Source organism: Novosphingobium sp. BF6 (genome assembly GCF_058273105.1).
Genome location: NZ_CM177775.1, coordinates 447,423 through 466,124, shown reverse-complemented (window position 1 = coordinate 466,124; position 18,702 = coordinate 447,423). Strand labels below are relative to the sequence as shown.

Annotated in this window: 20 protein-coding genes; 4 read left to right on the top strand and 16 right to left on the bottom strand. The window is 67.1% G+C overall.

Annotated features, from left to right (window positions below; genetic code table 11):
- Nucleotides 1–82 precede the first annotated feature (82 nt).
- From AC4D6D_RS02385 to AC4D6D_RS02365, 5 genes are read right to left on the bottom strand one after another with little or no spacing between them, the layout of a single operon-like run.
- Nucleotides 83–1,468, bottom strand: coding sequence for a zinc-binding metallopeptidase family protein (locus AC4D6D_RS02385; RefSeq protein WP_491326352.1), 1,386 nt, complete (start codon nucleotides 1,466–1,468; stop codon nucleotides 83–85).
- Nucleotides 1,469–1,497: 29 nt separating this feature from the next.
- Nucleotides 1,498–2,736 carry an MFS transporter gene (locus tag AC4D6D_RS02380; RefSeq protein WP_491326351.1) on the bottom strand — a complete coding sequence of 413 codons (1,239 nt, stop codon included), beginning with the start codon at nucleotides 2,734–2,736 and terminating at the stop codon, nucleotides 1,498–1,500.
- 36 nt (nucleotides 2,737–2,772) lie between these two features.
- Complete coding sequence (locus AC4D6D_RS02375; RefSeq protein ID WP_491326350.1) at nucleotides 2,773–3,441, bottom strand: cysteine hydrolase family protein; 669 nt, start codon at nucleotides 3,439–3,441, stop codon at nucleotides 2,773–2,775.
- Nucleotides 3,441–4,565, bottom strand: a complete 1,125-nt coding sequence (locus AC4D6D_RS02370; protein WP_491326349.1) for an LLM class flavin-dependent oxidoreductase — start codon at nucleotides 4,563–4,565, stop codon at nucleotides 3,441–3,443. The genes AC4D6D_RS02375 and AC4D6D_RS02370 overlap by 1 nt, the downstream gene beginning before the upstream one ends.
- A gap of 46 nt (nucleotides 4,566–4,611) precedes the next feature.
- Nucleotides 4,612–5,583, bottom strand: a complete 972-nt coding sequence (locus AC4D6D_RS02365; protein ID WP_491326348.1) for a ribokinase — start codon at nucleotides 5,581–5,583, stop codon at nucleotides 4,612–4,614.
- 215 nt (nucleotides 5,584–5,798) lie between these two features.
- On the opposite strand from AC4D6D_RS02365, the gene AC4D6D_RS02360 reads away from it, so the two are divergent.
- Complete coding sequence (locus tag AC4D6D_RS02360; protein WP_491326347.1) at nucleotides 5,799–6,629, top strand: oxidoreductase; 831 nt, start codon at nucleotides 5,799–5,801, stop codon at nucleotides 6,627–6,629.
- A 42-nt stretch (nucleotides 6,630–6,671) separates the two neighbouring features.
- On the opposite strand, the gene AC4D6D_RS02355 is transcribed toward AC4D6D_RS02360, so the two are convergent.
- The 9 genes from AC4D6D_RS02355 to AC4D6D_RS02315 all read right to left on the bottom strand — a co-directional run bounded on the left by AC4D6D_RS02355 (nucleotide 6,672) and on the right by AC4D6D_RS02315 (nucleotide 14,402).
- A complete protein-coding gene (locus AC4D6D_RS02355; RefSeq protein ID WP_147216193.1) occupies nucleotides 6,672–7,277 on the bottom strand; it encodes a hypothetical protein in 606 nt (201 codons plus the stop codon).
- Between the two features lie 116 nt (nucleotides 7,278–7,393).
- On the bottom strand, nucleotides 7,394–7,909 hold the full coding sequence (locus tag AC4D6D_RS02350) for a demethoxyubiquinone hydroxylase family protein (protein WP_147216190.1): 516 nt from the start codon (nucleotides 7,907–7,909) through the stop codon (nucleotides 7,394–7,396).
- The gene (locus AC4D6D_RS02345; RefSeq protein ID WP_491326346.1) at nucleotides 7,906–8,394 is read right to left on the bottom strand and encodes a disulfide bond formation protein B; all 489 of its coding nucleotides are present in this window, start codon (nucleotides 8,392–8,394) and stop codon (nucleotides 7,906–7,908) included. Before AC4D6D_RS02345 ends, AC4D6D_RS02350 begins: the two co-directional genes overlap by 4 nt.
- 10 nt (nucleotides 8,395–8,404) lie before the next feature.
- On the bottom strand, nucleotides 8,405–9,799 hold the full coding sequence (locus AC4D6D_RS02340) for a S41 family peptidase (protein WP_147216186.1): 1,395 nt from the start codon (nucleotides 9,797–9,799) through the stop codon (nucleotides 8,405–8,407).
- Between the two features lie 161 nt (nucleotides 9,800–9,960).
- Nucleotides 9,961–11,208 (bottom strand): murein hydrolase activator EnvC family protein, encoded by a 1,248-nt coding sequence (locus AC4D6D_RS02335; protein WP_491326345.1) that lies wholly within the window; start codon nucleotides 11,206–11,208, stop codon nucleotides 9,961–9,963.
- A 77-nt stretch (nucleotides 11,209–11,285) separates the two neighbouring features.
- Nucleotides 11,286–11,711: a 23S rRNA (pseudouridine(1915)-N(3))-methyltransferase RlmH gene (locus tag AC4D6D_RS02330; protein WP_491326344.1), complete on the bottom strand. Its 426-nt coding sequence runs from the start codon at nucleotides 11,709–11,711 to the stop codon at nucleotides 11,286–11,288.
- Nucleotides 11,712–11,847: 136 nt separating this feature from the next.
- Nucleotides 11,848–12,246, bottom strand: a complete 399-nt coding sequence (rsfS, locus tag AC4D6D_RS02325) for a ribosome silencing factor (protein WP_147216180.1) — start codon at nucleotides 12,244–12,246, stop codon at nucleotides 11,848–11,850.
- A gap of 114 nt (nucleotides 12,247–12,360) precedes the next feature.
- Nucleotides 12,361–13,149, bottom strand: a complete 789-nt coding sequence (locus AC4D6D_RS02320) for a nicotinate-nucleotide adenylyltransferase (RefSeq protein ID WP_491326343.1) — start codon at nucleotides 13,147–13,149, stop codon at nucleotides 12,361–12,363.
- Entirely contained in the window at nucleotides 13,113–14,402 is a 1,290-nt protein-coding gene (locus tag AC4D6D_RS02315; protein ID WP_491326342.1) for a glutamate-5-semialdehyde dehydrogenase, read from the bottom strand. The genes AC4D6D_RS02320 and AC4D6D_RS02315 overlap by 37 nt, the downstream gene beginning before the upstream one ends.
- Before the next feature lie 313 nt (nucleotides 14,403–14,715).
- Here AC4D6D_RS02315 and AC4D6D_RS02310 point away from each other — a divergent pair, with 313 nt between their 5' ends.
- Nucleotides 14,716–15,858, top strand: a complete 1,143-nt coding sequence (locus tag AC4D6D_RS02310; RefSeq protein WP_491326341.1) for a M23 family metallopeptidase — start codon at nucleotides 14,716–14,718, stop codon at nucleotides 15,856–15,858.
- Between the two features lie 4 nt (nucleotides 15,859–15,862).
- Entirely contained in the window at nucleotides 15,863–16,288 is a 426-nt protein-coding gene (locus tag AC4D6D_RS02305; protein WP_147216809.1) for a polymer-forming cytoskeletal protein, read from the top strand.
- Nucleotides 16,289–16,386: 98 nt separating this feature from the next.
- Here the strand turns inward: AC4D6D_RS02305 and AC4D6D_RS02300 are convergent, their stop codons facing one another.
- The gene (locus AC4D6D_RS02300; protein ID WP_334183276.1) at nucleotides 16,387–17,103 is read right to left on the bottom strand and encodes a DUF1013 domain-containing protein; all 717 of its coding nucleotides are present in this window, start codon (nucleotides 17,101–17,103) and stop codon (nucleotides 16,387–16,389) included.
- Nucleotides 17,104–17,255: 152 nt separating this feature from the next.
- Nucleotides 17,256–18,257 carry an NAD(P)H-quinone oxidoreductase gene (locus AC4D6D_RS02295; RefSeq protein WP_491326340.1) on the bottom strand — a complete coding sequence of 334 codons (1,002 nt, stop codon included), beginning with the start codon at nucleotides 18,255–18,257 and terminating at the stop codon, nucleotides 17,256–17,258.
- A gap of 89 nt (nucleotides 18,258–18,346) precedes the next feature.
- Here AC4D6D_RS02295 and AC4D6D_RS02290 point away from each other — a divergent pair, with 89 nt between their 5' ends.
- Nucleotides 18,347–18,577 carry a DUF1192 domain-containing protein gene (locus AC4D6D_RS02290; protein ID WP_491326339.1) on the top strand — a complete coding sequence of 77 codons (231 nt, stop codon included), beginning with the start codon at nucleotides 18,347–18,349 and terminating at the stop codon, nucleotides 18,575–18,577.
- The last annotated feature ends 125 nt before the right edge of the window (nucleotides 18,578–18,702 follow it).

Here is an 18,702-nt window from a genome sequence, read left to right as displayed (position 1 = left end):
CGACCAATTCTGCTGACCTTGGCGACCTTTATGACCAAGGTCTATCGGCCGGATCGGTGCCGGGCAAGGGTGCGGAGGAAGCCTATTCGAAAGGCGTCTCGTTACCGTACACGCTGGTCCCGGTCTCCACCTTTGGCGCCGGTCCCCGGCCGCAAACGGCCAGCATGGTGAGCGCGTAGACCAGCGCGCTGGAGGCCATGTCCGCGCCTGTCGGGCGCCAGCGCGGCATGCCGGTGGTCACGGCGGGCACGCGGTGCATGTTGAACACGTTATGGTCGCGCCACATGCTGGAATAGACCGGGTGGGCAGGCTCCACCGCGGCGCCGCGCGCCAGCCGGGTGGCGGCATCGACGGCACCCACCAGCGGCGCCACTTCGGAAGGCCGCGCCTCGAAACCATGGCGCACGACCATCGGCTCCACGTCGAAGGCCTCCACGTCGACGCCGCGCATGGCCTCCATGATGCCGTGATAAGCGTCGGCGGCCTTCTGGCGCGGATTCAGCGAAACGTCGATGTAGAGCGCGCAGACCTCGGTGCCCGCGCCGAAGTCGATCGGCATGCCGCCGCGCACCGAGGCGATCTGGACTTTGGGATGAATCGCGCCGCTGGCGGTCTCCATCATGGACTCTCGCTCGAACTTCAACCCCCAGGCGTGGAGCGCGTCGATCACCGGGCCGAGCCGGTAGATCGGATTCGGGTGACGGCGCGGATCGGTGGGGGCATCCAGAATCGGCGAGAACACCCCCTGCCCGAAGATCCGCACGCGGTAGAGCGCATAGCCGCAACCCTGCCAGGTCAGGCCGAAGTCGGTACCCTCGGCGGCGATCGCGTAGTCCGGCGCGACGCCCCCATGGTGGAACAGGTAATGCGCGCCGATATCCTTGCCGTTCCAGCCGATTCCGGAGAATTCCTCGATCGGTTCGGGGCCGATCTCGCCGGGGCAGGCGGTAAGCCAGGTCTTGCCGGCAAGCCCGATGCCTGCCTTGCGCAGCGCCTTGGCGGCGATCAGGAAGCACGACATCGGCCCGCGATCGTTACTGACCGGATAGCCACGCAGACGGCCCTCCTCGTCCAGCCAGCACCGTGTCCATTCGGGATCGGCCAGGGTGGAATCGCGATAGCGGAACTTGTCGTGCTCCGGCATGCCGCTGGGGGATTCAGTGTCGAGATGCGCAGTGAACAGCAGGTTCGCACCGCGCCCGCTTCCGCCATATTCGCCGATCACATTGGGCCGTTCCGGCGTGGCGCCGACCTTGCGAGGCCTGAAGCCCTCCTTCGCCATCCAGTCGTGGACGAACTCGGCCGCCGCCAGTTCCTCGCGCGAGCGGCTGGGGATGTTGCCCAGAGTCAGCGCCAGTTCGACCAGTTCGTCGGTGTCGATGGCCGCGGCAATGGCGGCGCGCTCTTCCTCGCTGACGGCATAGGGCGCCTTTGCGGGATCGGCGAAAGCAGGGACAGGATCGGGCATGTCGGCCAAAGTCTTGGGCTCCGTGAAAATCAGTGGCCGACCGCGAAGAGCGCTTCGCTCTCGGTTTCGCGGCCGTAACGCGGCAGCAGCGTGAGCAGCAGTGCGCCCGCCACCAGCGCCGCGCCGACGCCGACCAGTGCCGGGCGATAGGAATGGCGCGCATCGAACACGAGGTCGAGCAGGATCGGCGTCGTCCCCTGCGCGGCGATCACGGCGGAATACATCGCACCGATCACCGAACCGAAATGCTTCGTGCCGAAATAGCGGGCGATGAAATAGGGCAGCGCCCCGAACTGGCCGCCCAGCCCCACGCCCAGCAAGGCGCCGCCGAGGATCAGCAGCGGCATCCCCTGCGCGGTTTCCAGCAGGACCAGCCCCAGCACCGCCATCAAGTACATCGGCACCGCCACGCGCGGGGTCGGGATCTTGTCCATGATGCGCCCGGTGGCGATCTGCCAGCCCGACGTGACGAGCGCGAAGACGCTGACCACCGCCGTACCCGTCGCCACCGAAAAGCCCCGGTCGGACAGGATCGGCACGACATGGCTGAACACCGCCGTGGTGCCGCCTGCTCCTGCCGCCAGCGCGATCAGGATCAGCCAGAACATCGGCGTCTGCGCCGCCTCGCCCAGAGTCAGGCCCTCGCGCGCGGTTCCGGCATCAGTGCCGCCCGCGTTTGCACGGTCCCGGAGCAGCAAGAAGAGTAGCGGCAGCGCGACCGTCAGCATGAAACCGGCAATGCCGAGATAGCCCGCGCGCCAGCCCCATGTCTGCACCAGCACCGCGGCGAGCACCGGCAACACCACCGAACCGATCCCGCAGCCGCCGCCGGCGCTGATGCCGAGCGCGGTGCCGCGATTCCCATCGAACCAGTCGGCGATCACTTTCTGGAAGATCGGCGTTCCCGCCATCGCCCCGAACACCGCGAGCACGGCGAAGGTCGCATAGAACTGGGCAAGGCTGCCGCTCGTCAGCGCCAGCGCCGCGATCGAGAGCGCAAGGCCGAAAGTGCCGACCAGCAGCGTCGTGCGCGCGCCCGCCTTGTCGATATGGCGCCCGATCAGCGGATAGGTCACCGCGCCGACCAGCGCGAGAATGCCCAGCACGCCCGACACACTCGCCCGGCTCCAGCCGAAGGCCTCGGTCAGCGGCACCAGGAACAGGCCGAAGACCGCATGAACGGCGGGCGTCACGCTCACCGAATTGCCGAGCGTACAGGCGAACAGCACGCCGCCCTTCGATCCGCGCGGAGACAGGTTCACGGACATCGGCGGCAACTCCTTACTGGATTCAGGTCGTTCGGTTCAGGCGTCTGCGCCCATGGCCCAGGCGGCCTCGACAGCCCCGGTGGTGGTCAGCAGCACGCAGTTCTTTTCCATCGCCGAGAGCGAGCTTTCGTGAAGCCCGGGTTCGTAGGCGGCGCTGGCATCGGAGACGAGGAACACGTCGTAGTCATGATGGAAGGCCGAGCGCGCGGTCTGGTCCACGCAGCAGTCGGTGGACAGGCCGCAGATCACCAGCGTCTCGATTCCCCGCTCCCGCAGCCGGGTGTCGAAATCGGTGCCGTGAAAGCTGTCGTAGAGCAGCTTGGCGATCTCGATATCGCCGTCCTCCGGGAAAATGCGGTAATAGTCCGCCCCGCCGCCCGCGATGCGGCAGATCGCCTCGCCCCCCGGCTGGCCGCGCCGCGCCATCAGCGTCTTGAGCGCGCGCGAATCCGTATCGGGACTGGTGACGACGCGCATCAGCGCAACCGTGGCCCCGGCGCCGCGCGCCGCCGCCACCAGCTTCTCGCAGTTGTCGATCGCCGCCTCGGCAGGCGAGAGATCGACGCCGTAGCGGCCCAGCAACCCGTGCGGTGCGGCGAAATCGACCTGGATATCGACGACGACCAGTGCCGTCGTCGCCGGGTCGATCATCGCCGCCAGCCCTGCCGGATCGACGTGGGGAAGGTCCTCGGTGCGCGGCGGCATCAGTTCGCCACCGGCGCCGCGATCTTGCCGGGGAAGCGCTCGCGCAGGACCGGCAGGATTTCCGCGCCGAACACCGGCAGGCCTTTCAGGTAATCGTCGAAGATCAGCATCAGGCCGTCGGTGCCTGAAGCCTCCAGCAGTTCACCAAGCTGCTCGGTCACGCTCTTCGCGCTGCCGACGATCTGCGCGGACATGAACGAACTGCGCGCCTTGCGGGTGAAGTCGTTTTCCTTGCCGATCTCAGCATCGAGGAAGCCGTAGGCCCGCATCATGCCCGCCAGTGCCCCTTCGTCGAGACCCGCCGCGTAAAGCTCCGCGCGGCTCTTCGCCGCCGCGTCGCTCTCGTCGATCACCAGCGTCATCATCGAATAAGTCCGGATATTGCGGCCATATTCGGCGGCGATGGACTTGGCACGGTCGCTGTTCTTCGCAAGTTCCGCCCCCGTGCCGCCGGAAAGGAAGATCGCGTCCATCTCTTCCGATGTCAGCCGCATGCCGATCTCGGAGGATCCGGCGCAGACGAGGAACGGGCGCTCTTCCGGCTTGGGCCAGGATTCACAGTCTTCGAGGGTGAAGTAGTCGCCCTTCAGGGTGACCGAATCCTCGCTCCACAGCGCCTTCACCGCGCGGACCCATTCGTAGGCGAGGTCGTAGCGCTGGTCGTGATTCACGTCCTCGGGCCAGGCGCCCATCTGCGCGAACTCGCCCTTGTAGGAGCCGGTGACGACATTGAGACCGGCACGGCCCCCGCTCACCTGCTGAAGCGTCGCCATCATCTTGGCCGCCACCGCCGGGTTCTGGAGCAGGGTGTGCAAGGTGGTGACGATGCGGGTCTTGTGCGTCACTTCGCTGAGCGCCGCCATCAGCACGATCGGATCGAGCGAGGAATCCCAGTGCTTGGTATCGCCGCCATAGCCGCGGAACTTCGACATCGACATGATGAAGTCCAGCCCCGCCGCTTCCGCCAGCACCGCGCACTGGCGGTTGTAGGCATAGGAACCGTCCAGCTCGGGCTTGTTACGCGACAGGATCCAGCCGCCGTTGGCCACCGGCAGGAACAGGCCGAGGTCCTTGCCGCCATTGTCCGAGGGCAATCCGAAGGGCATCATGGGAAACTGGTTCATCGTATCCTCTTGTGGCCGGGCGCGTTGTAACCGGACTGCTTGAAAATCAGCTTAGGGAAGCGGCCGAGGGCTTCTTGATCGGCAGCGCATGTTCTGTTGCGACTCTTTCCGCTGCAGGACGGCCGACGAGGTCCTCCACCGCCTCGCGCGTCGGCATGGCGGGCGCGGCCCCCTGCCCCAGCGTGCAGAGCGCGGCGGCGGCAGTGGCATAGGGCAAGGCGTCCTCCAGGCAGCGCCCTTCGTCGAGCAGGGCCGCCAGCGCGCCGCAGAAGCAGTCTCCCGCGCCGATGGTATCGACCGGGATCACCGGCAGCGAGGGCACGTGAAGGTGCCGATCGGCCCATACCGCCAGCGCGCCCGCCGCGCCGAGCGTGACGATGGCCGCCTGCCCTTCGCGGCGAAGCAGCCCGCGCGCGGCTGCGGCAATGGCGGCCATGTCGTCGTTCCCCTGCGCCGCATCGAGGCCGAGGAAGGCCGCCATCTCGTGCTGGTTCACGATCAGCAGGTCGACATGCTCGAACAGCGCCTTGCCCTCGATCACTGCCGGAGCGCCGTTGAGGATGCGGATCGCCTTCGACTTCTTGAAGACCGGCAGCAGCGCCGCAACCGGCACTTCGAGCTGGGCCAGCAGAACCCCTTCGCCGACCGGCCGGGCATCGCGCAGGCGGGCATTGGCACCGGGCACGACGATGATCTGGTTCTCGCCCTGCGAATCCACCGCGATATAGGCGGTGCCGGTATCGACGCCGGGGAGCATGGCGACGCCGCCGACATCGATCCCGTCGGCCTTGAGCCGCGAGAGCATCCAGCTTCCCGCATCGCCTTCTCCTACCGCGCCGACCATATAGGTCTCGGCCCCCATGCGCGCCGCCGCAACCGCCTGATTCGCGCCCTTGCCGCCGGGCAGCCGGGCCGTGGCCGAAGCTAGTACCGTTTCGCCCGGCCGGGGGAGATGCTCCAGCGAAGTGATGATATCGAGATTGATCGAACCGAAGATGTGAACTGCCAAAGCCGTCACCCTAATCTGGCGCCAACTGTTTCGCGCCCTTCCGTTTCTCAGGGGCTGCATGGCGTTCCCGAGGAGGTCAAGCACGACCCGCCCGCGTGCGTGCTGCCGCAACAATTGCGGTTGCCAGCGCAAAGAGCGCCCCTCGGCCCTGCCCCTAGTCTAGAGCTTGACCGGAACCGCACCGGCCCCGGAAATCATACGCCCAATCCGAAGGGATACGAAGCATGACGAATTGGCTCATCACCGGCATCGGCGGCGGCCTGGGCCGCGCCGTGGCACAGGCGGCGCTGGCGCGCGGAGACACGGTGGTCGGCACCACCCGCAGCACCGGAGACGCCGCCTTCACGGCGCTGGCACCGGGCCGCTCCCATGTCCTGACCGTGGACCTCACCGACGAGGCATCGGTTCAGGCCGCCGTCGCCAGAGCCGAGGACCTGACCGGCGGGATCGACCGCCTGCTCAACAATGCCGGTTATGGACTGGTCGGCGCCGTGGAGGAAGTCTCCATCGACGAGGCGAAGGCGCTGTTCGATATCAACCTGTTCGGCGCGGTCAGGATGATTCAGTCCGTGCTCCCCGCCATGCGCGCAAGGCGCAGCGGGCACATCGTCAACGTGACCTCGGTTTCGGGCCACGCACCGTGGTCGGGCACGGGAATCTACGGCGCCACCAAGTATGCGCTCGAATGCGTGGGGCAGACCCTGGCGCAGGAAGTGGCGCCAATGGGTATCCGCGTGACCAATGTGGCGCCCGGCGGCTTCCGCACCGGCTTCGCCGCCTCGGGCCTCAAGGTCGCCGCAAGGGACATCGCCGACTACGAGGACGGCGCCCATTTCGCCCGCCGCAGCCTGACCGAGGGCGCAGGGGCGGAAAAGGGCGATCCGGCGCGCGGCGCCGAGGCGATTCTCGCCGCGCTCGATACCGCCGAGCCGCCGCTGCACCTGTTCCTCGGCGAGGACGCGCTGCACTATGCCCGGGACCAGATCGCCTTCATCGGCAGGCAGATGGAAGAGTGGGAAGCGCTGTCGCTCTCGACCGCGTTCGAACCGGCCTGAGCCTGCCGAAAGTAGGCTCTGACCCGAGATCGTTGAAAAGTCTTACCGCTTCGGCTGGGGTAGTGCCGCGTCTGTGGCATCGGCCTTGGTGTCAGCCTCGGCCTCCTGACGCTTGCGCTGTTCGAAATAGGCCTTCTCGGCTTCCTCGACGCGCTTCTGCTGCTCGGCGGCATCGGCATCGATGTTGGAGAGGCGCTTTTCGCGCTCGGCCTGGATCAGTTCGCTGAAGCGGACCTCTGAGCCGTTCTTGCGCTCAGCGGCAGCCTGCTGGATCAGCTTCTGGGTGCAGCCCGAAGCCCCGCCGGCGCCGACCGGCGAGCAGCTCATGTTGCCGAAGGCCCCAACCGTCTCGTAGGCCTGCACCTTGTTGGTCCAGGCTTCCGACTGCGGACGGTCGATGCCGCGCAGCGGTTCGGGAATGCGGAACCGTTCCGATTCCGCCTTGCGCGCGCAGACGGTGATCTCGCCGCCGCTGGAGGCCGGGCAGGGATCGTCGCCGTAGACGATGAGCTGGTTCACCTTGTCCCCGTCCCCGAGATCGTCCGCGACGGAAGACGCCTGGGGGGCCTGGGCAGCGGCGGGCAGCGCGCCCATGGTCAGCCCCAGCCCGAAAGCGAGAACGGCGGCAGTGGTCAGGAGGCGCGTCATGGGATTGCTCCAGCTTGGTCGTGGTCTTGGCGGGACCGATATAGGGTCTCGCCGCTCCGAACAGTATCTCAAGGTATCATGCCGTCCTTCTTGGGCGACACTGTAACGTCCGGATTTCAGATTCTTTCCGAAAGCTTGATCGCCACCCGGCAGCCGAGCCGGATCGCGTTGAACAGCAACGGATAGGCTGGAGCCTTTTCCGCGCCCGCTGCCAGAGCCGCATCGCGGTGCTCGCGCTCCTCGTCGCGGAACTTGCGGATCACCGCGCCGAGTTCCGGGTCCTCGTCGCCGAGGTCCTCGATCTGCTCGGTATAGTGGCGGTCGATCTCGGTCTCGATCGCCGCGGTGCAGGCCATGGCCGCTTCCGGCCCGATCAGCGCCGTCGCTGCGCCCAGCGCATAACCGGCCGCCGACCATACCGGCTGGAGCAGCGTCGGCCGCACCCCGCGCTCGGCGATCATGGCGTCGAAGCGGGCCTGGTGCTCGGCCTCCTGCTCGGCCATCCCGGCGATCTCGGTCGAGTGCGGCGCCCGCGCGCCCATTACCGCGAGCTGGCCTGCGTAGATTCGCGTGGCGCCGAATTCCCCGGCCTGATCGACCCGGATCATCCGCGCGGCCTTCGATGACGTCATGACGGAACCTTGCGGCTGCGGGCGACGAGACCGAACACGGCGAGGCCGCCCAGGGTGGAAATCAGGAAGTTGAAGCCCGCCAGCGAGATGCCGCCGAGCGTCCAGGGAGCGACGTCGCAGCGGATAATCGGCGCGTTCAGGATCGCATCCATCGGATCGACGCCTGCCGCGAAAGGCGTGGAGGTGCAGGCGGTCATGCCCTGCCACCAGCCGTACTCGACCCCGGCGTGATAGCCGCCGATCAGGCCTGAGGTGAGGATGGCCAATGCCGCCACCGCCACCAGCGGGCGGACCGGCCGCCAGAAGAAGGCCAGCGCCGCGAAAACGATCGCGAACATGTGCGGATAGCGCTGCCACCAGCACATCTCGCAAGGGTGCAGCCCGAAGACGTACTGGCTGACATAGGCCCCGCCGAGCAGGACCACGGGAACGGCGAGCGCCAGCGCGCGGGCGGCGCGCAGGGGAGCGGCAACGGCAACAGTCATACCGGCGGCCTCAGTCTTTCTGCGCGGTCTTGGGGGCTGCGGGTACCGTCGCGGGCGGCGCGGTGTAGCGGGCCAGCGCCGGCTTGCCGACGGTGCGACGCAGTGTATCGACCGCATAGGTCAACTGGAAATCGGTGATGCCCTGCTTCTTGAGGTCCTCGGCCGAGGCCTTGAAGCGCGGATCGTCCGCCTTGTCGGTCTCCAGTTCCTTGTCGTCCAGCGAGGCCTCGTTGATGAGGTGGCCGCGCAAGTCGGATTCGCGCACGGCACGCTCGGCCCGCGCACGGGCGTCCGGATCGGAAAGCTGCGGGACCTTGATGTCCGGCAGGATGCCGCCTTCCTGCACCGAGTGGCCGGAAGGCGTGAAGTAGCGCGCAGTGGTCAGCTTCACCGCGCTGTTCTTGTCGAGCTGGATGAACGACTGCACCGAGCCCTTGCCGAACGTCCGCTCACCCATGACGACCGCGCGGTGCTGGTCCTGCAGCGCCCCGGCGACGATCTCCGAGGCCGAGGCCGAACCGGCATCGACCAGCACGACGATCGGCATGCCCTTCACGACATCGCCCTTGAACACGGTTTCGGCGCGGTAATACTGGTTCTCGCTGGCGATCCGGCCGCGCTGCGACACGATCACGCCCTTGTCGAGGAACAGGTCCGAAAGCGCCACCGCCTCGTCCAGCGAACCGCCGGGGTTGGAGCGCAAGTCGAGCACCAGACCGTCTAGTTTGGTGCCCTTGGTCGCGGCCTGCTTCTTGAGGTCGGCGATGCCCTTGTTCACGAAGTTGCCCACATCGCGCGAGAACTCGTTCACCGAGATCACGCCCACGTCGTCCTTCAGTTCCCAGGTCACCGGCTCCAGCTCGATCACGCCGCGCGTCACGGTGACGTCGAACGGCTTGTCGCGGCCGGGGCGGTAGATCGTCAGGCGGATCGAGGTGCCCGCCTGGCCGCGCATCTTGGACACGGCCTCATCGAGGTCACGCTCGTAATAGAGCACGCCGTCGAGATGGGTGATGTAGTCGCCCGCCTTGAGTCCGGCCTTCTCCGCCGGGCTGCCCTTGAACGGCGAGACGATCTTCACCGCCCCGTCATCCTCGACCACCGAGAGGCCGAGGCCGGTGTAGTTGCCGTCGATCATCGTCTCCAGCCGCTGGAGCGAAGGGCCGTCCAGATAGTTGGAGTGGGGATCGAGACTGGCCAGCATGCCGTCGATCGCGCCCTTGATGAGCTTGTCGTCGTCGACCTGGTCGACGTAGTTGGCCTTGACCAGTTCGTAGATCGTGAAAAGCTTGCTGAATTCGGGATTCACGCGGCTGTCCACCGCGGCAAGACCGGACGTCGCCGCGGGAAGGACGGCAACGGCCGACACCAGCAGGGCAGCGCGCATCAGGGGGGCGAATTTCATCGGGCTTAAGGGCCTTTTTCGTAAGTCGCTCCGGCCGGGGACCGGGGGAATTCCTGACTGTAATCCTACAGGACGGCCTGCACAATTGCCAAGAACGCAGAGATTCCGTCGCGGTTATAGGATCGGTGATGAACGGGGCGGGAATGAAGCGGCGGCGATCCCTACAACGAACGGATATATTGTAGAGGATTCACCGCCTCGCCCTGCCGCCGCAGTTCCACCGTGATCCGGGGATCGCCGGGTCCCGTCGTGCCGATCGGCGCTCCGGCCACGACCTGCCTGCCGACTTCGACATCGAGCCGGGTCAGCCCGGTCACCAGCGAGGTCCAGCCGCCCTTGTGCTCGATGATGACGATCCGGCCATAGCCCCGGTAGGGACCGGCGAAGGCGATCCGGCCCGCCGCCGGGGCGACCACTTGCGCGCTCGCCCGCGTCGCCAGCGACAGCCCGCGCGACGGCGCCTGTCCGGGCAGGACTTCGCCGAAGCCGGTGACCAGACGGCCGGTGACGGGCAGCATGTAGCTGGCCAGCCCTTCAGGGACCGGCACGAATTGCGAGGCCTCGATCACCCGCGTCTCTTCCGGGCGCGGCGGGCGCATCGTCGGCCCAGGCAGCGCTGCCAGCTGTTCGCGCAGGGCGCCCTGCTCGCCCATCCGGTCGACCAGATCGCCGAGGTCGCGAGCCTTTTCCGCCAGCGCCAGCGCGCGTTCGCCCTCGCGCGCGGCGATGCCGCTGGCCTCGCGCCCGGCAAGACGCTGGCGCGATTCGAGGATCGCCAGCGCCTTGCGCCGCTCGCGCATCTCGCCTTCCATCTCGGTCAGCTGGTGCCCGGAGGCCACGGCCTGCTGCTCCAGCGCGCGGCCCCGCTCGATCTCGGCGCGCAGGCCGCGGGTGCGGCGTTCGACCTGCGGCATCATCGTGTCGAGCAGCGCCCGCAGGTAGACCGCATCGCGCACTGAACCCGGCCGCAGCACCGCCAGCAAGGGCGGACGGCGCGACAGCCGCTGGAGCGAGCCGGTGAGGCGGGCCAGCGGTGCCTGCTTCTCGGCCAGCCGCTCGCGCAGTTCCACACGCTCGATTGCGATGAGCCGGACTTGCGCGCGCTGTGCGGCAATTGCGGCCTCGGTCTCTTGAATACGCGCGGCGACGGCGGCGGTTTCGCGCGCAGTCCTTTCGGCCTGTTCGGTGACATTCCGCGCCCTGGCTTCGAGCTTCTCGGCGCGGCGGCGGGCAGCGTCGCTCTCGCGCCGGGAAGCGATCATGTCCCGCTGCGCCTGCGTGGCGTCCACCGCCGGATCGAGGATCGCCAATGCCCCGGCCTGAGTCAGGCCCTGCCCCGCCAGCGCGACGAAGCCCACCGCGAGCGCGGCGGTGGCGGCTATCAGGGCGTTACGGGATGCAGGCTTCACACCGGGATGATTAGGACAGCGCGAGTCCGCCGGGAAGAGGAACTTTGCGGTTTATCGGGCGCCGTCCTGCCCGGCACTCACCCCGAGCGATGATAGGGATGCCCCGCCAGAATCGCCGTCGCGCGCCAGAGCTGTTCGGCCAGCATCGCACGCGCCATGAGATGCGGCCAGGTCATCTTGCCGAAGCAGAGCAAGTGGTCGGCCCGCGTACGGGCCTCATCGCCGTGGCCGTCGGCGGCGCCGATCAGGAACCGGCATTCGCGCACGCCCTCGTCGCGCCAGCGGCCGAGCAGGGCGGCGAATTCCTCGGAACTCATCGCCTTGCCGCGCTCGTCGAGCAGCACTTCGCGGAACGGGGTCTGCACCGGCGGCGGCACTTTGCCGCCCACGTCAGGCAGTTCGCTATGCCGGAACGGCCAGGTCAGGCGCTTGGCATAGCGATCGAGCAGCTCCCCCTCGGGCGAGCGCGCGATCTTGCCGCGGGCGATGATGTGAAGAAGCATTGGAAAAGCGCGGGGTCACGGCGCGAAAAGCACGGGAATCTCAGGCGCAGCTTCACTGCCGCGCCGCGATATCCGTTCGGAGCCCGGCTGCGCAGGCAGCCGGGTGGTCCTCTCTTTTCCGCCTTCCGGACGCGGCTCAGGCCGCGCCGGACGGTCCGTCGAAGCCCCACATCCTTTCGAGGTTGTAGAAGCTGCGCACTTCCGGACGGAAGAGGTGGACGATCACGCCGCCTGCGTCGACCAGCACCCAATCGGCTGCCGGAAGGCCCTCGATACGCGAATGGCCGAAGCCGCCGTGCTTGAGGCGTTCGCCGAGTTTCTGGGCCATCGCCGCCACCTGGCGGGTCGAGCGGCCGGAAGCGATCACCATGAATTCGGCGATCGTCGACTTGCCGGCAAGATCGATGGTCACGATGTCCTGCGCCTGGTCATCATCCAGGGACTGCAGGACGAGCGCCAATTGCGGGTCGTCTGACTCCACCGTGGCGAGGGGCGTTGCGCCGGTTTCGGCCGGCTGTATCTGTGCCTGTGGCATCTTAAGTAGGGTCTGCTCCTTTCAGCGACCGACACAGCCAGGCATATAATGCCTTGCCGCGCGCGATCTGATCGTTGGATTTCCGGGTATGCGAACGAGAGGCTGACAGCCTGCTCACGCACAATCTCCGGGTATCGGGCGGTGGGTGACGTTATCTCTCAGCGATCCGGAATCCCGGTATTCGACACGTTCCGAGCCAGCCTGCGAAAGCCTGTTCAGCAGCTTCCGGGCCCACTCCGGATCGGCCTGGCGTATCGCCGTGGCCGACCGCGTATCGGGGTCGAATCGCAATGTCACCAGCGCGGGTGCGCTCCACCTTTCCGGACCACGAAGACTGGGACGGGGCCTCCGGAACCTCCCCAACCAGACCATCGCGGGGCTCGCGAGGGCGGCACCATCATACCCCGGACGGGCGATTACCGCAATCGGCATGAGTCGAGCGATGCTGCGCCAGTCTTTCCACTGATGGAACTGGGCCAGATTATCGGCTCCCATGAGCCAGACGAAGCGGCGTTTCGGATAGCGGCGGACCAGCTTTTTCAGCGTGTCGACCGTGTAGCGCGTACCCAGTTCGCGCTCGATCGCGGTGACGCGGATCGGCGCGCGGCGGGCCTGTCGCCGTGCCGAAAGCACCCGCGCGGCGAGCGGCGCCATCCCGGCTCTCGGCTTCAGCGGATTGCCCGGCGAGACCATCCACCAGACTTCGTCGAGCCCCAGCGCCTCGGCCGCGAAGAGGCTGATGCGGCGGTGCCCGCCATGGGCCGGATTGAAGCTGCCGCCGAGCAGGCCGATGATCGGCCGGGTAATCGGATCGGGGCGATTCGCGCCGGTCTTGCCCGGAAGATTCTTGCTCGGAAGAATCGCGCTCAGGGCCGTTCCTGTCCGGTGCCGCGCACCAGCCACTTGTAAGTCGTCAGCCCTTCGAGCGCGACCGGGCCGCGTGCATGGAGGCGGCCGGTGGCGATGCCGATCTCCGCCCCCAGGCCGAATTCGCCGCCGTCGGCAAACTGGCTGGACGCATTGACCATGACGATCGCGCTGTCGACTTCGGCCAGGAAGCGCTCCGCCGCAGCCGGGTCGGCGGCGACGATGGCATCGGTATGGTGCGAGGAATGCGCCGCGACATGGTCCATCGCCGCATCGAGACCATCGACAACCGCCACCGAGAGCACCGCGTCGAGATATTCGGTATCCCAGTCCTCGTCGCCAGCAGGCAGGACGCGCGGGTCTAGCGCCCGAGCACGCGCATCGCCGCGCAGTTCGCAGCCCGCATCGGCAAGCGCCTTCACCACCTCGGCCGAAGCCGGGAACTGGGTGTCGAGCAGCAGGGTCTCCATCGACCCGCAGATGCCGGTGCGGCGCAGCTTGGCGTTGAGCGCGATGCCGCGCGCCATGTCCGGATCGGCGGAAGCGTGGACGAAAGTGTGGCAGATGCCGTCGAGGTGGGCCAGCACAGGCACGCGGGCATCGGCCTGGACGCGGGCGACGAGGCTCTTGCCGCCGCGCGGCACGATCATGTCGATCAGGCCCGCCGCCGTCAGCATCGCGCCGACCACCGCGCGGTCCTGCGTCGGCACCAGCTGGACCGCCGCGCCGGGCACGCCTGCCTGTTCGAGGCCGGACACCATCGCCGCCAGGATCGCCCGGTTGGAATGGAGTGCCTCGCTGCCGCCGCGCAGCAGCACCGCATTGCCCGAGCGCAGGCAGAGCGCTGCCGCATCGGCCGTCACATTGGGGCGGCTTTCGTAGATGATGCCGATCAGCCCGATCGGAATGCGCACGCGCGAGAGCTTGAGGCCGTTGGGCCGCTCGCTTTCGGAAATCACTTCGCCGACCGGGTCCGGCAAGCCCGCGACCTGCTCCACCGCATCGGCGATTCCGGCCAGACGCGCGGAATCAAGCCGCAGACGGTCGAGCATCGCCCCGGTCAGCCCCTTGGCCTCGCCCGCCGCGACATCCTGCGCATTGGCGGCGAGGATCGCCGGTTCCGCCGTCCGAAGCGCGGCGGCGGCGGCGCGCAGCGCCTCCGCCTTCTGCGTATCGCTCAGGCGGGCCAGCACGCGCTGGGCAGCGCGGCCATCGGCGGCCAGACGGGCAACGAGCGCTTCGGGAGTCTCGATGAGAGCCTCGGTGGCAAGAGTGGTCTGCACGGTCATGGATTCGGCCTAGCACCCTTGCACGGCACTGTCACCGATAGCAGCCGGACTTCCCGTGCGGTTTTGAATGCATCTACCAAGCCATTTGAAAATCGTGTTTTTTCGGCGAATCACCCGAAACGGGAGATGAACGGCTCAGCCGACAATCGGCACAAGTTCCTCAACTCGTCGCACGCTGAATGCGATTCAGCCGGATTCTACAGGGACTCACGGCCAGTCGATTCGCCTTGGCGCAAGCCTCCTGCTAGCTCGCCAATCCGGGTCAGGCCAACGCATTTATTCGCGGGCCTAAAGAAATTTACGCGGGGTCGTTTTGAAACTCACATCTGCCGGGGCGCTCAGCAAGCGTCTCAAGGCGGCGTTCCCGGATCGCGAGTTCATCATGCGATCTCACGGGCAGGTCCGCTTTATCCGCATTTCTTCGCGCATGCAGAAGGCCGCTGCCGGGGTTGCGGTGTCGCTGCTCGGCGCCTGGTGTGTATCGATGGGCGCCATGGCGGTCTCGCAGTTTTCCGCGACCAGCGAACAGGCCGCGCTCGCGAGCCGCGAGGCCCGCGTGGCCGACGCCGCCGGGCAGGTCCGCCGCTACCGTGAGAACCTCGACGATACCGTCGCCAATCTCGCCCGCCGCCAGCAGTTCATCGAGAAAGTCTTCGACGCCCACATCGGCGAACTGCCCGGCGAGGCCCAGGACGGCGAACCTTCTGGGGCAGATGCCCAGACCACCGCACCCGAACCCAGGAAGATCAGCGCCCTCCTGCCCGAGACGAGCAAGCTCGTGCGGATCGAGGCCGACCAGAGCGCCTTCGTCGAACGCCTGACCCGCTATGCCGACCGCCGCGCCGCCCTCGCCTCCGACGCCATTCGCAAGCTCGGCCTGAATCCCGGCCCGATGCTGGCCCGCGCCCGCTCCAAGGTCGCCGAAGGTGGTCCGCTCGAAAGTCTCGCCACTGCCGCCGATGGTTCGCTGGACCCCAGCTTCAAGCGCCTCGGCCTCAGCCTCGCCCGCATGGACGCGCTGGAAAGCGGCCTCGCCTCGATCCCCCAGGTCCAGCCCGCCCACGTCGCCTATGTTTCATCGAGCTACGGCTATCGCTCCGACCCCTTCACCGGGGGCGCCGCGTTCCATGCCGGTCTCGACTTCCCCGGCCCGATGGGCTCGCCGATCTACGCAGCCGCCAAGGGCAAGGTCACGTTCGTGGGCCAGCGCCAGGGCTATGGCAACTGCATCGAGATCAGCCATGGCAATGGCCTGATGACCCGCTACGGCCACCTTTCCGGATTCGGCGTTCACGTCGGTCAGGACGTGGACGGGGGCACCCGCATCGCCGCGATGGGCAGCACCGGCCGCTCCACCGGCCCGCACCTTCACTTCGAAGTGCGCGTCAACAATCGCCCGATGAATCCGCGCCCCTTCCTGGAGGCCGCCCGCAATGTTCAGCAAGAAGCCCGATAACACCATGGTCAAGAACTTCTCCAGCCACCGCACCGGCCCGACCTCGGGCTTCTCGATGCTCGGCAACGACATCACGCTCACCGGCAATGTCGAAGCCTCGGCCGATCTCCACATCGACGGCCGCGTGATCGGCGACATCACCTGCAAGGCGCTCGTCCAGGGCGAAGACAGCGAGATCGCCGGGGGAATCTCCGCCGAATCGGTCCGTATCGCCGGAATCGTGCGCGGCACGATCGCCGCCCGCGAAGTGGTGATCCTCAAGAGCGCGCAGATCATCGGTGACGTCGCCTACGACGCGCTCACCATCGAACAGGGCGCGCGCCTCGAAGGCCGCCTCAGCCCCAACGGCGGGCAGATGCCCCCGGCCCTCGCCCGCCTGCCCCACGCAGGTTCGGCCAGCGAGGCGGACGTCGTCATCGCCGCCGAGTAAGTCGGCTCCGCCAATCAGCAAAAAAGGCCCGCGACAGGTGACTGTCGCGGGCCTTTTTGTGTTCGGAAAAGCGGCCAGAGGGGCTGCCGGAAGAGCGATTACTCGCCCTTTTCCCCGGCGGCTTCGGCGGCCTCTGCCGCGCGCTTGGCTTCGAGCCAGGCGGCGACTTCGGCTTCCTGCGCGGCTTCGCTGGCCGCGCGCGAGGCAGCCTCACGCTCGGCACGCAGTTCCTCGATCAGCGCGTCGCGATCGTCGGTCAGGCGTTCGTCGTTCTGGCCTTCGTCCTGGATACCGGCCTTCTTGGCGGCCTTGAAGACGATGAAGTCGAGTTCGCGCTGCGAACACAGGCCCAGCGTGACCGGGTCCTTCGGCGTGATGTTGGCGATGTTCCAGTGCGAACGGTCGCGGATCGCGGCGATGGTGTTGCGGGTCGTACCGATCAGTTTGCCGATCTGCGCGTCCGAAACCTCGGGGTGGTTGCGCAGGATCCAGGCGATGCCGTCGGGCTTGTCCTGACGCTTCGAGACCGGCGTGTAGCGCGGGCCCTTGGTGCGGTTGGAAGTGACCGGAACCTTGTGCATGCGGAGCTTGTACTCCGGATTTGCCTGGCCCTTCTCGATCTCTTCCATGGTCAGTTCGCCCGAACGCACGGGATCGCGTCCGGTATACTTGCTGGATGCCAGATCGTCGGCCATCGCCTGCACTTCGAGCATGTGCAGGCCGCAGAATTCTGCGATCTGCTCGAAGGTCAACGCGGTGCTGTCGACCAGCCACGAGGCGGTCGCGTGCGGCATCAGCGGAGTGGGCTGGCTCATGTCTCTATCTCCGGCGGAAACAATAAGGGCCGCCCCTTCGCGGAGCGGCCGTACCAAGCCGATTTAGGGAAACTTTGTCCATTCGGCAAGCAAAAGCCTTGCTTTCGGCAACTCTGTTCTGCGCAGCGCCGCCACGATTCGACCGAATGCGATCAGATTTCGAGAACGATCTTGCCGACATGGTCGCCCGCTTCCATCCGGGCATGGGCGGCGGCGGCCTCGACCAGCGGGAATCGCGTGTCCATGACCGGGCGCAGCACCCCGTCCTCGAACAGCGGCCAGGCATTGGCGCGGATCTCCTGCGCCAAGAGCGCCTTGAACGAATCCGTGCGGGGCCGCAGCGTCGATCCCGTCAGCGTATAGCGCCGGGTCATGACCACGGCCATGTTCACTTCCGCCTTCACCCCGCCCTGCACGGCGATGGTGACATGGCGGCCGTCCGGCGCCAGGCACTTGAGATTGCGCGCCACATAGTCGCCCGCGATCATGTCCAGCACGAGATCGACACCCCGGCCCTCAGTGATCCGCGCCACTTCCGCCACGAAGTCGCTCGCCTTGTAGTCGATCGCATGATCCGCGCCGATCTCCAGCGCGCGGGCACACTTGTCGGGCGAGCCGCAGGTGACGATCACGGTAAGGCCGAACTGGCGGCAGAGCATCGTCGCCATCGTGCCGATGCCGCTGGTGCCACCGTGAATCAGGATGGTCTCCCCGTCCCGCGCCCAGCCCCGCTCGAAGACATTGTGCCAGACGGTGAAGAGCGTCTCCGGCAGCGCCGCCGCTTCGTCCAGCTGCAGCGATTCGGGCACCGGCAGGCAGGCGCCGACTTTGGCGAGGCAATATTCCGCATAACCGCCACCGGCCACCAGCGCGCAGACCTTCTGCCCCGGCTCCAGTTCCGTCACGCCCTCGCCCAGAGCCACGACCTGCCCGGAAATCTCCAGGCCCGGCAGCGGCGAGGCACCGGGCGGCGGCGGGTATTTTCCCTGGCGCTGTACCACATCCGGACGGTTGACCCCGGCGAAGGCGACTTTCACCAGCACCTCCCCCGGTCCCGGCACGGGAACCGGCACGGTGACGGGCTGGAGAACCTCCGGACCGCCGGGCGCTTCGAAGCCGATTGCGGTCATGGTTTTCGGTGAGTTAGCTGACATGCCTGTCCTGTTGCCACAGTCCCACTTTGAAGTGGAACATATTTTCTCGCCATTGACAGGGGCAAAGTACAGTCCGATGCTGCATTGCAATGGACGAGGACGATCGACCGCGGCGGCGGTCAGCCGAAGGAAACTTCGGAGCTGCCAGCCTTCTCGCCAGCGAAAGCCTGGATCGCTTTTCGCTGGACGAACTCGATGCACGCGTCGCGCTTCTCGAATCGGAAATCGAACGGATCAAGGCGCATCGCCAGAAGGCTTCGGCGCACATGCTGGCGGCTGAGGCGCTGTTCAGGCCCCCATTAAGGCCAGATCAAGCATGACCGGCGCCATTCTGAACCCAACCCTTTCACACCACCCTCGCAACCCTCCGGAGCGCCCCTATATATGAAATGAACCTCAGCCCTCCCAAAACTCATCCGCCCGGTTTCGGGCAAGGAGAGTCCCC

Excerpts from the sequence above, each read along its gene's own strand:
- AC4D6D_RS02375 (WP_491326350.1), bottom strand. The coding sequence starts at position 3,441 with ATGCCGCCGCGCACCGAGGACCTTCCCCACGTCGATCCGGCAGGGCTG.
- AC4D6D_RS02370 (WP_491326349.1), bottom strand. The coding sequence starts at position 4,565 with ATGAACCAGTTTCCCATGATGCCCTTCGGATTGCCCTCGGACAATGGC.
- AC4D6D_RS02315 (WP_491326342.1), bottom strand. The coding sequence starts at position 14,402 with ATGACCGTGCAGACCACTCTTGCCACCGAGGCTCTCATCGAGACTCCC.
- AC4D6D_RS02295 (WP_491326340.1), bottom strand. The coding sequence starts at position 18,257 with ATGTCAGCTAACTCACCGAAAACCATGACCGCAATCGGCTTCGAAGCG.
- rsfS (WP_147216180.1), bottom strand. The coding sequence starts at position 12,246 with ATGCCACAGGCACAGATACAGCCGGCCGAAACCGGCGCAACGCCCCTC.
- AC4D6D_RS02380 (WP_491326351.1), bottom strand. The coding sequence starts at position 2,736 with ATGTCCGTGAACCTGTCTCCGCGCGGATCGAAGGGCGGCGTGCTGTTC.
- AC4D6D_RS02300 (WP_334183276.1), bottom strand. The coding sequence starts at position 17,103 with ATGAGCCAGCCCACTCCGCTGATGCCGCACGCGACCGCCTCGTGGCTG.
- AC4D6D_RS02305 (WP_147216809.1), top strand. The coding sequence starts at position 15,863 with ATGGTCAAGAACTTCTCCAGCCACCGCACCGGCCCGACCTCGGGCTTC.
- AC4D6D_RS02355 (WP_147216193.1), bottom strand. The coding sequence starts at position 7,277 with ATGACGCGCCTCCTGACCACTGCCGCCGTTCTCGCTTTCGGGCTGGGG.
- AC4D6D_RS02385 (WP_491326352.1), bottom strand. The coding sequence starts at position 1,468 with ATGCCCGATCCTGTCCCTGCTTTCGCCGATCCCGCAAAGGCGCCCTAT.
- AC4D6D_RS02290 (WP_491326339.1), top strand. The coding sequence starts at position 18,347 with ATGGACGAGGACGATCGACCGCGGCGGCGGTCAGCCGAAGGAAACTTC.
- AC4D6D_RS02340 (WP_147216186.1), bottom strand. The coding sequence starts at position 9,799 with ATGAAATTCGCCCCCCTGATGCGCGCTGCCCTGCTGGTGTCGGCCGTT.
- AC4D6D_RS02360 (WP_491326347.1), top strand. The coding sequence starts at position 5,799 with ATGACGAATTGGCTCATCACCGGCATCGGCGGCGGCCTGGGCCGCGCC.
- AC4D6D_RS02350 (WP_147216190.1), bottom strand. The coding sequence starts at position 7,909 with ATGACGTCATCGAAGGCCGCGCGGATGATCCGGGTCGATCAGGCCGGG.
- AC4D6D_RS02345 (WP_491326346.1), bottom strand. The coding sequence starts at position 8,394 with ATGACTGTTGCCGTTGCCGCTCCCCTGCGCGCCGCCCGCGCGCTGGCG.
- AC4D6D_RS02330 (WP_491326344.1), bottom strand. The coding sequence starts at position 11,711 with ATGCTTCTTCACATCATCGCCCGCGGCAAGATCGCGCGCTCGCCCGAG.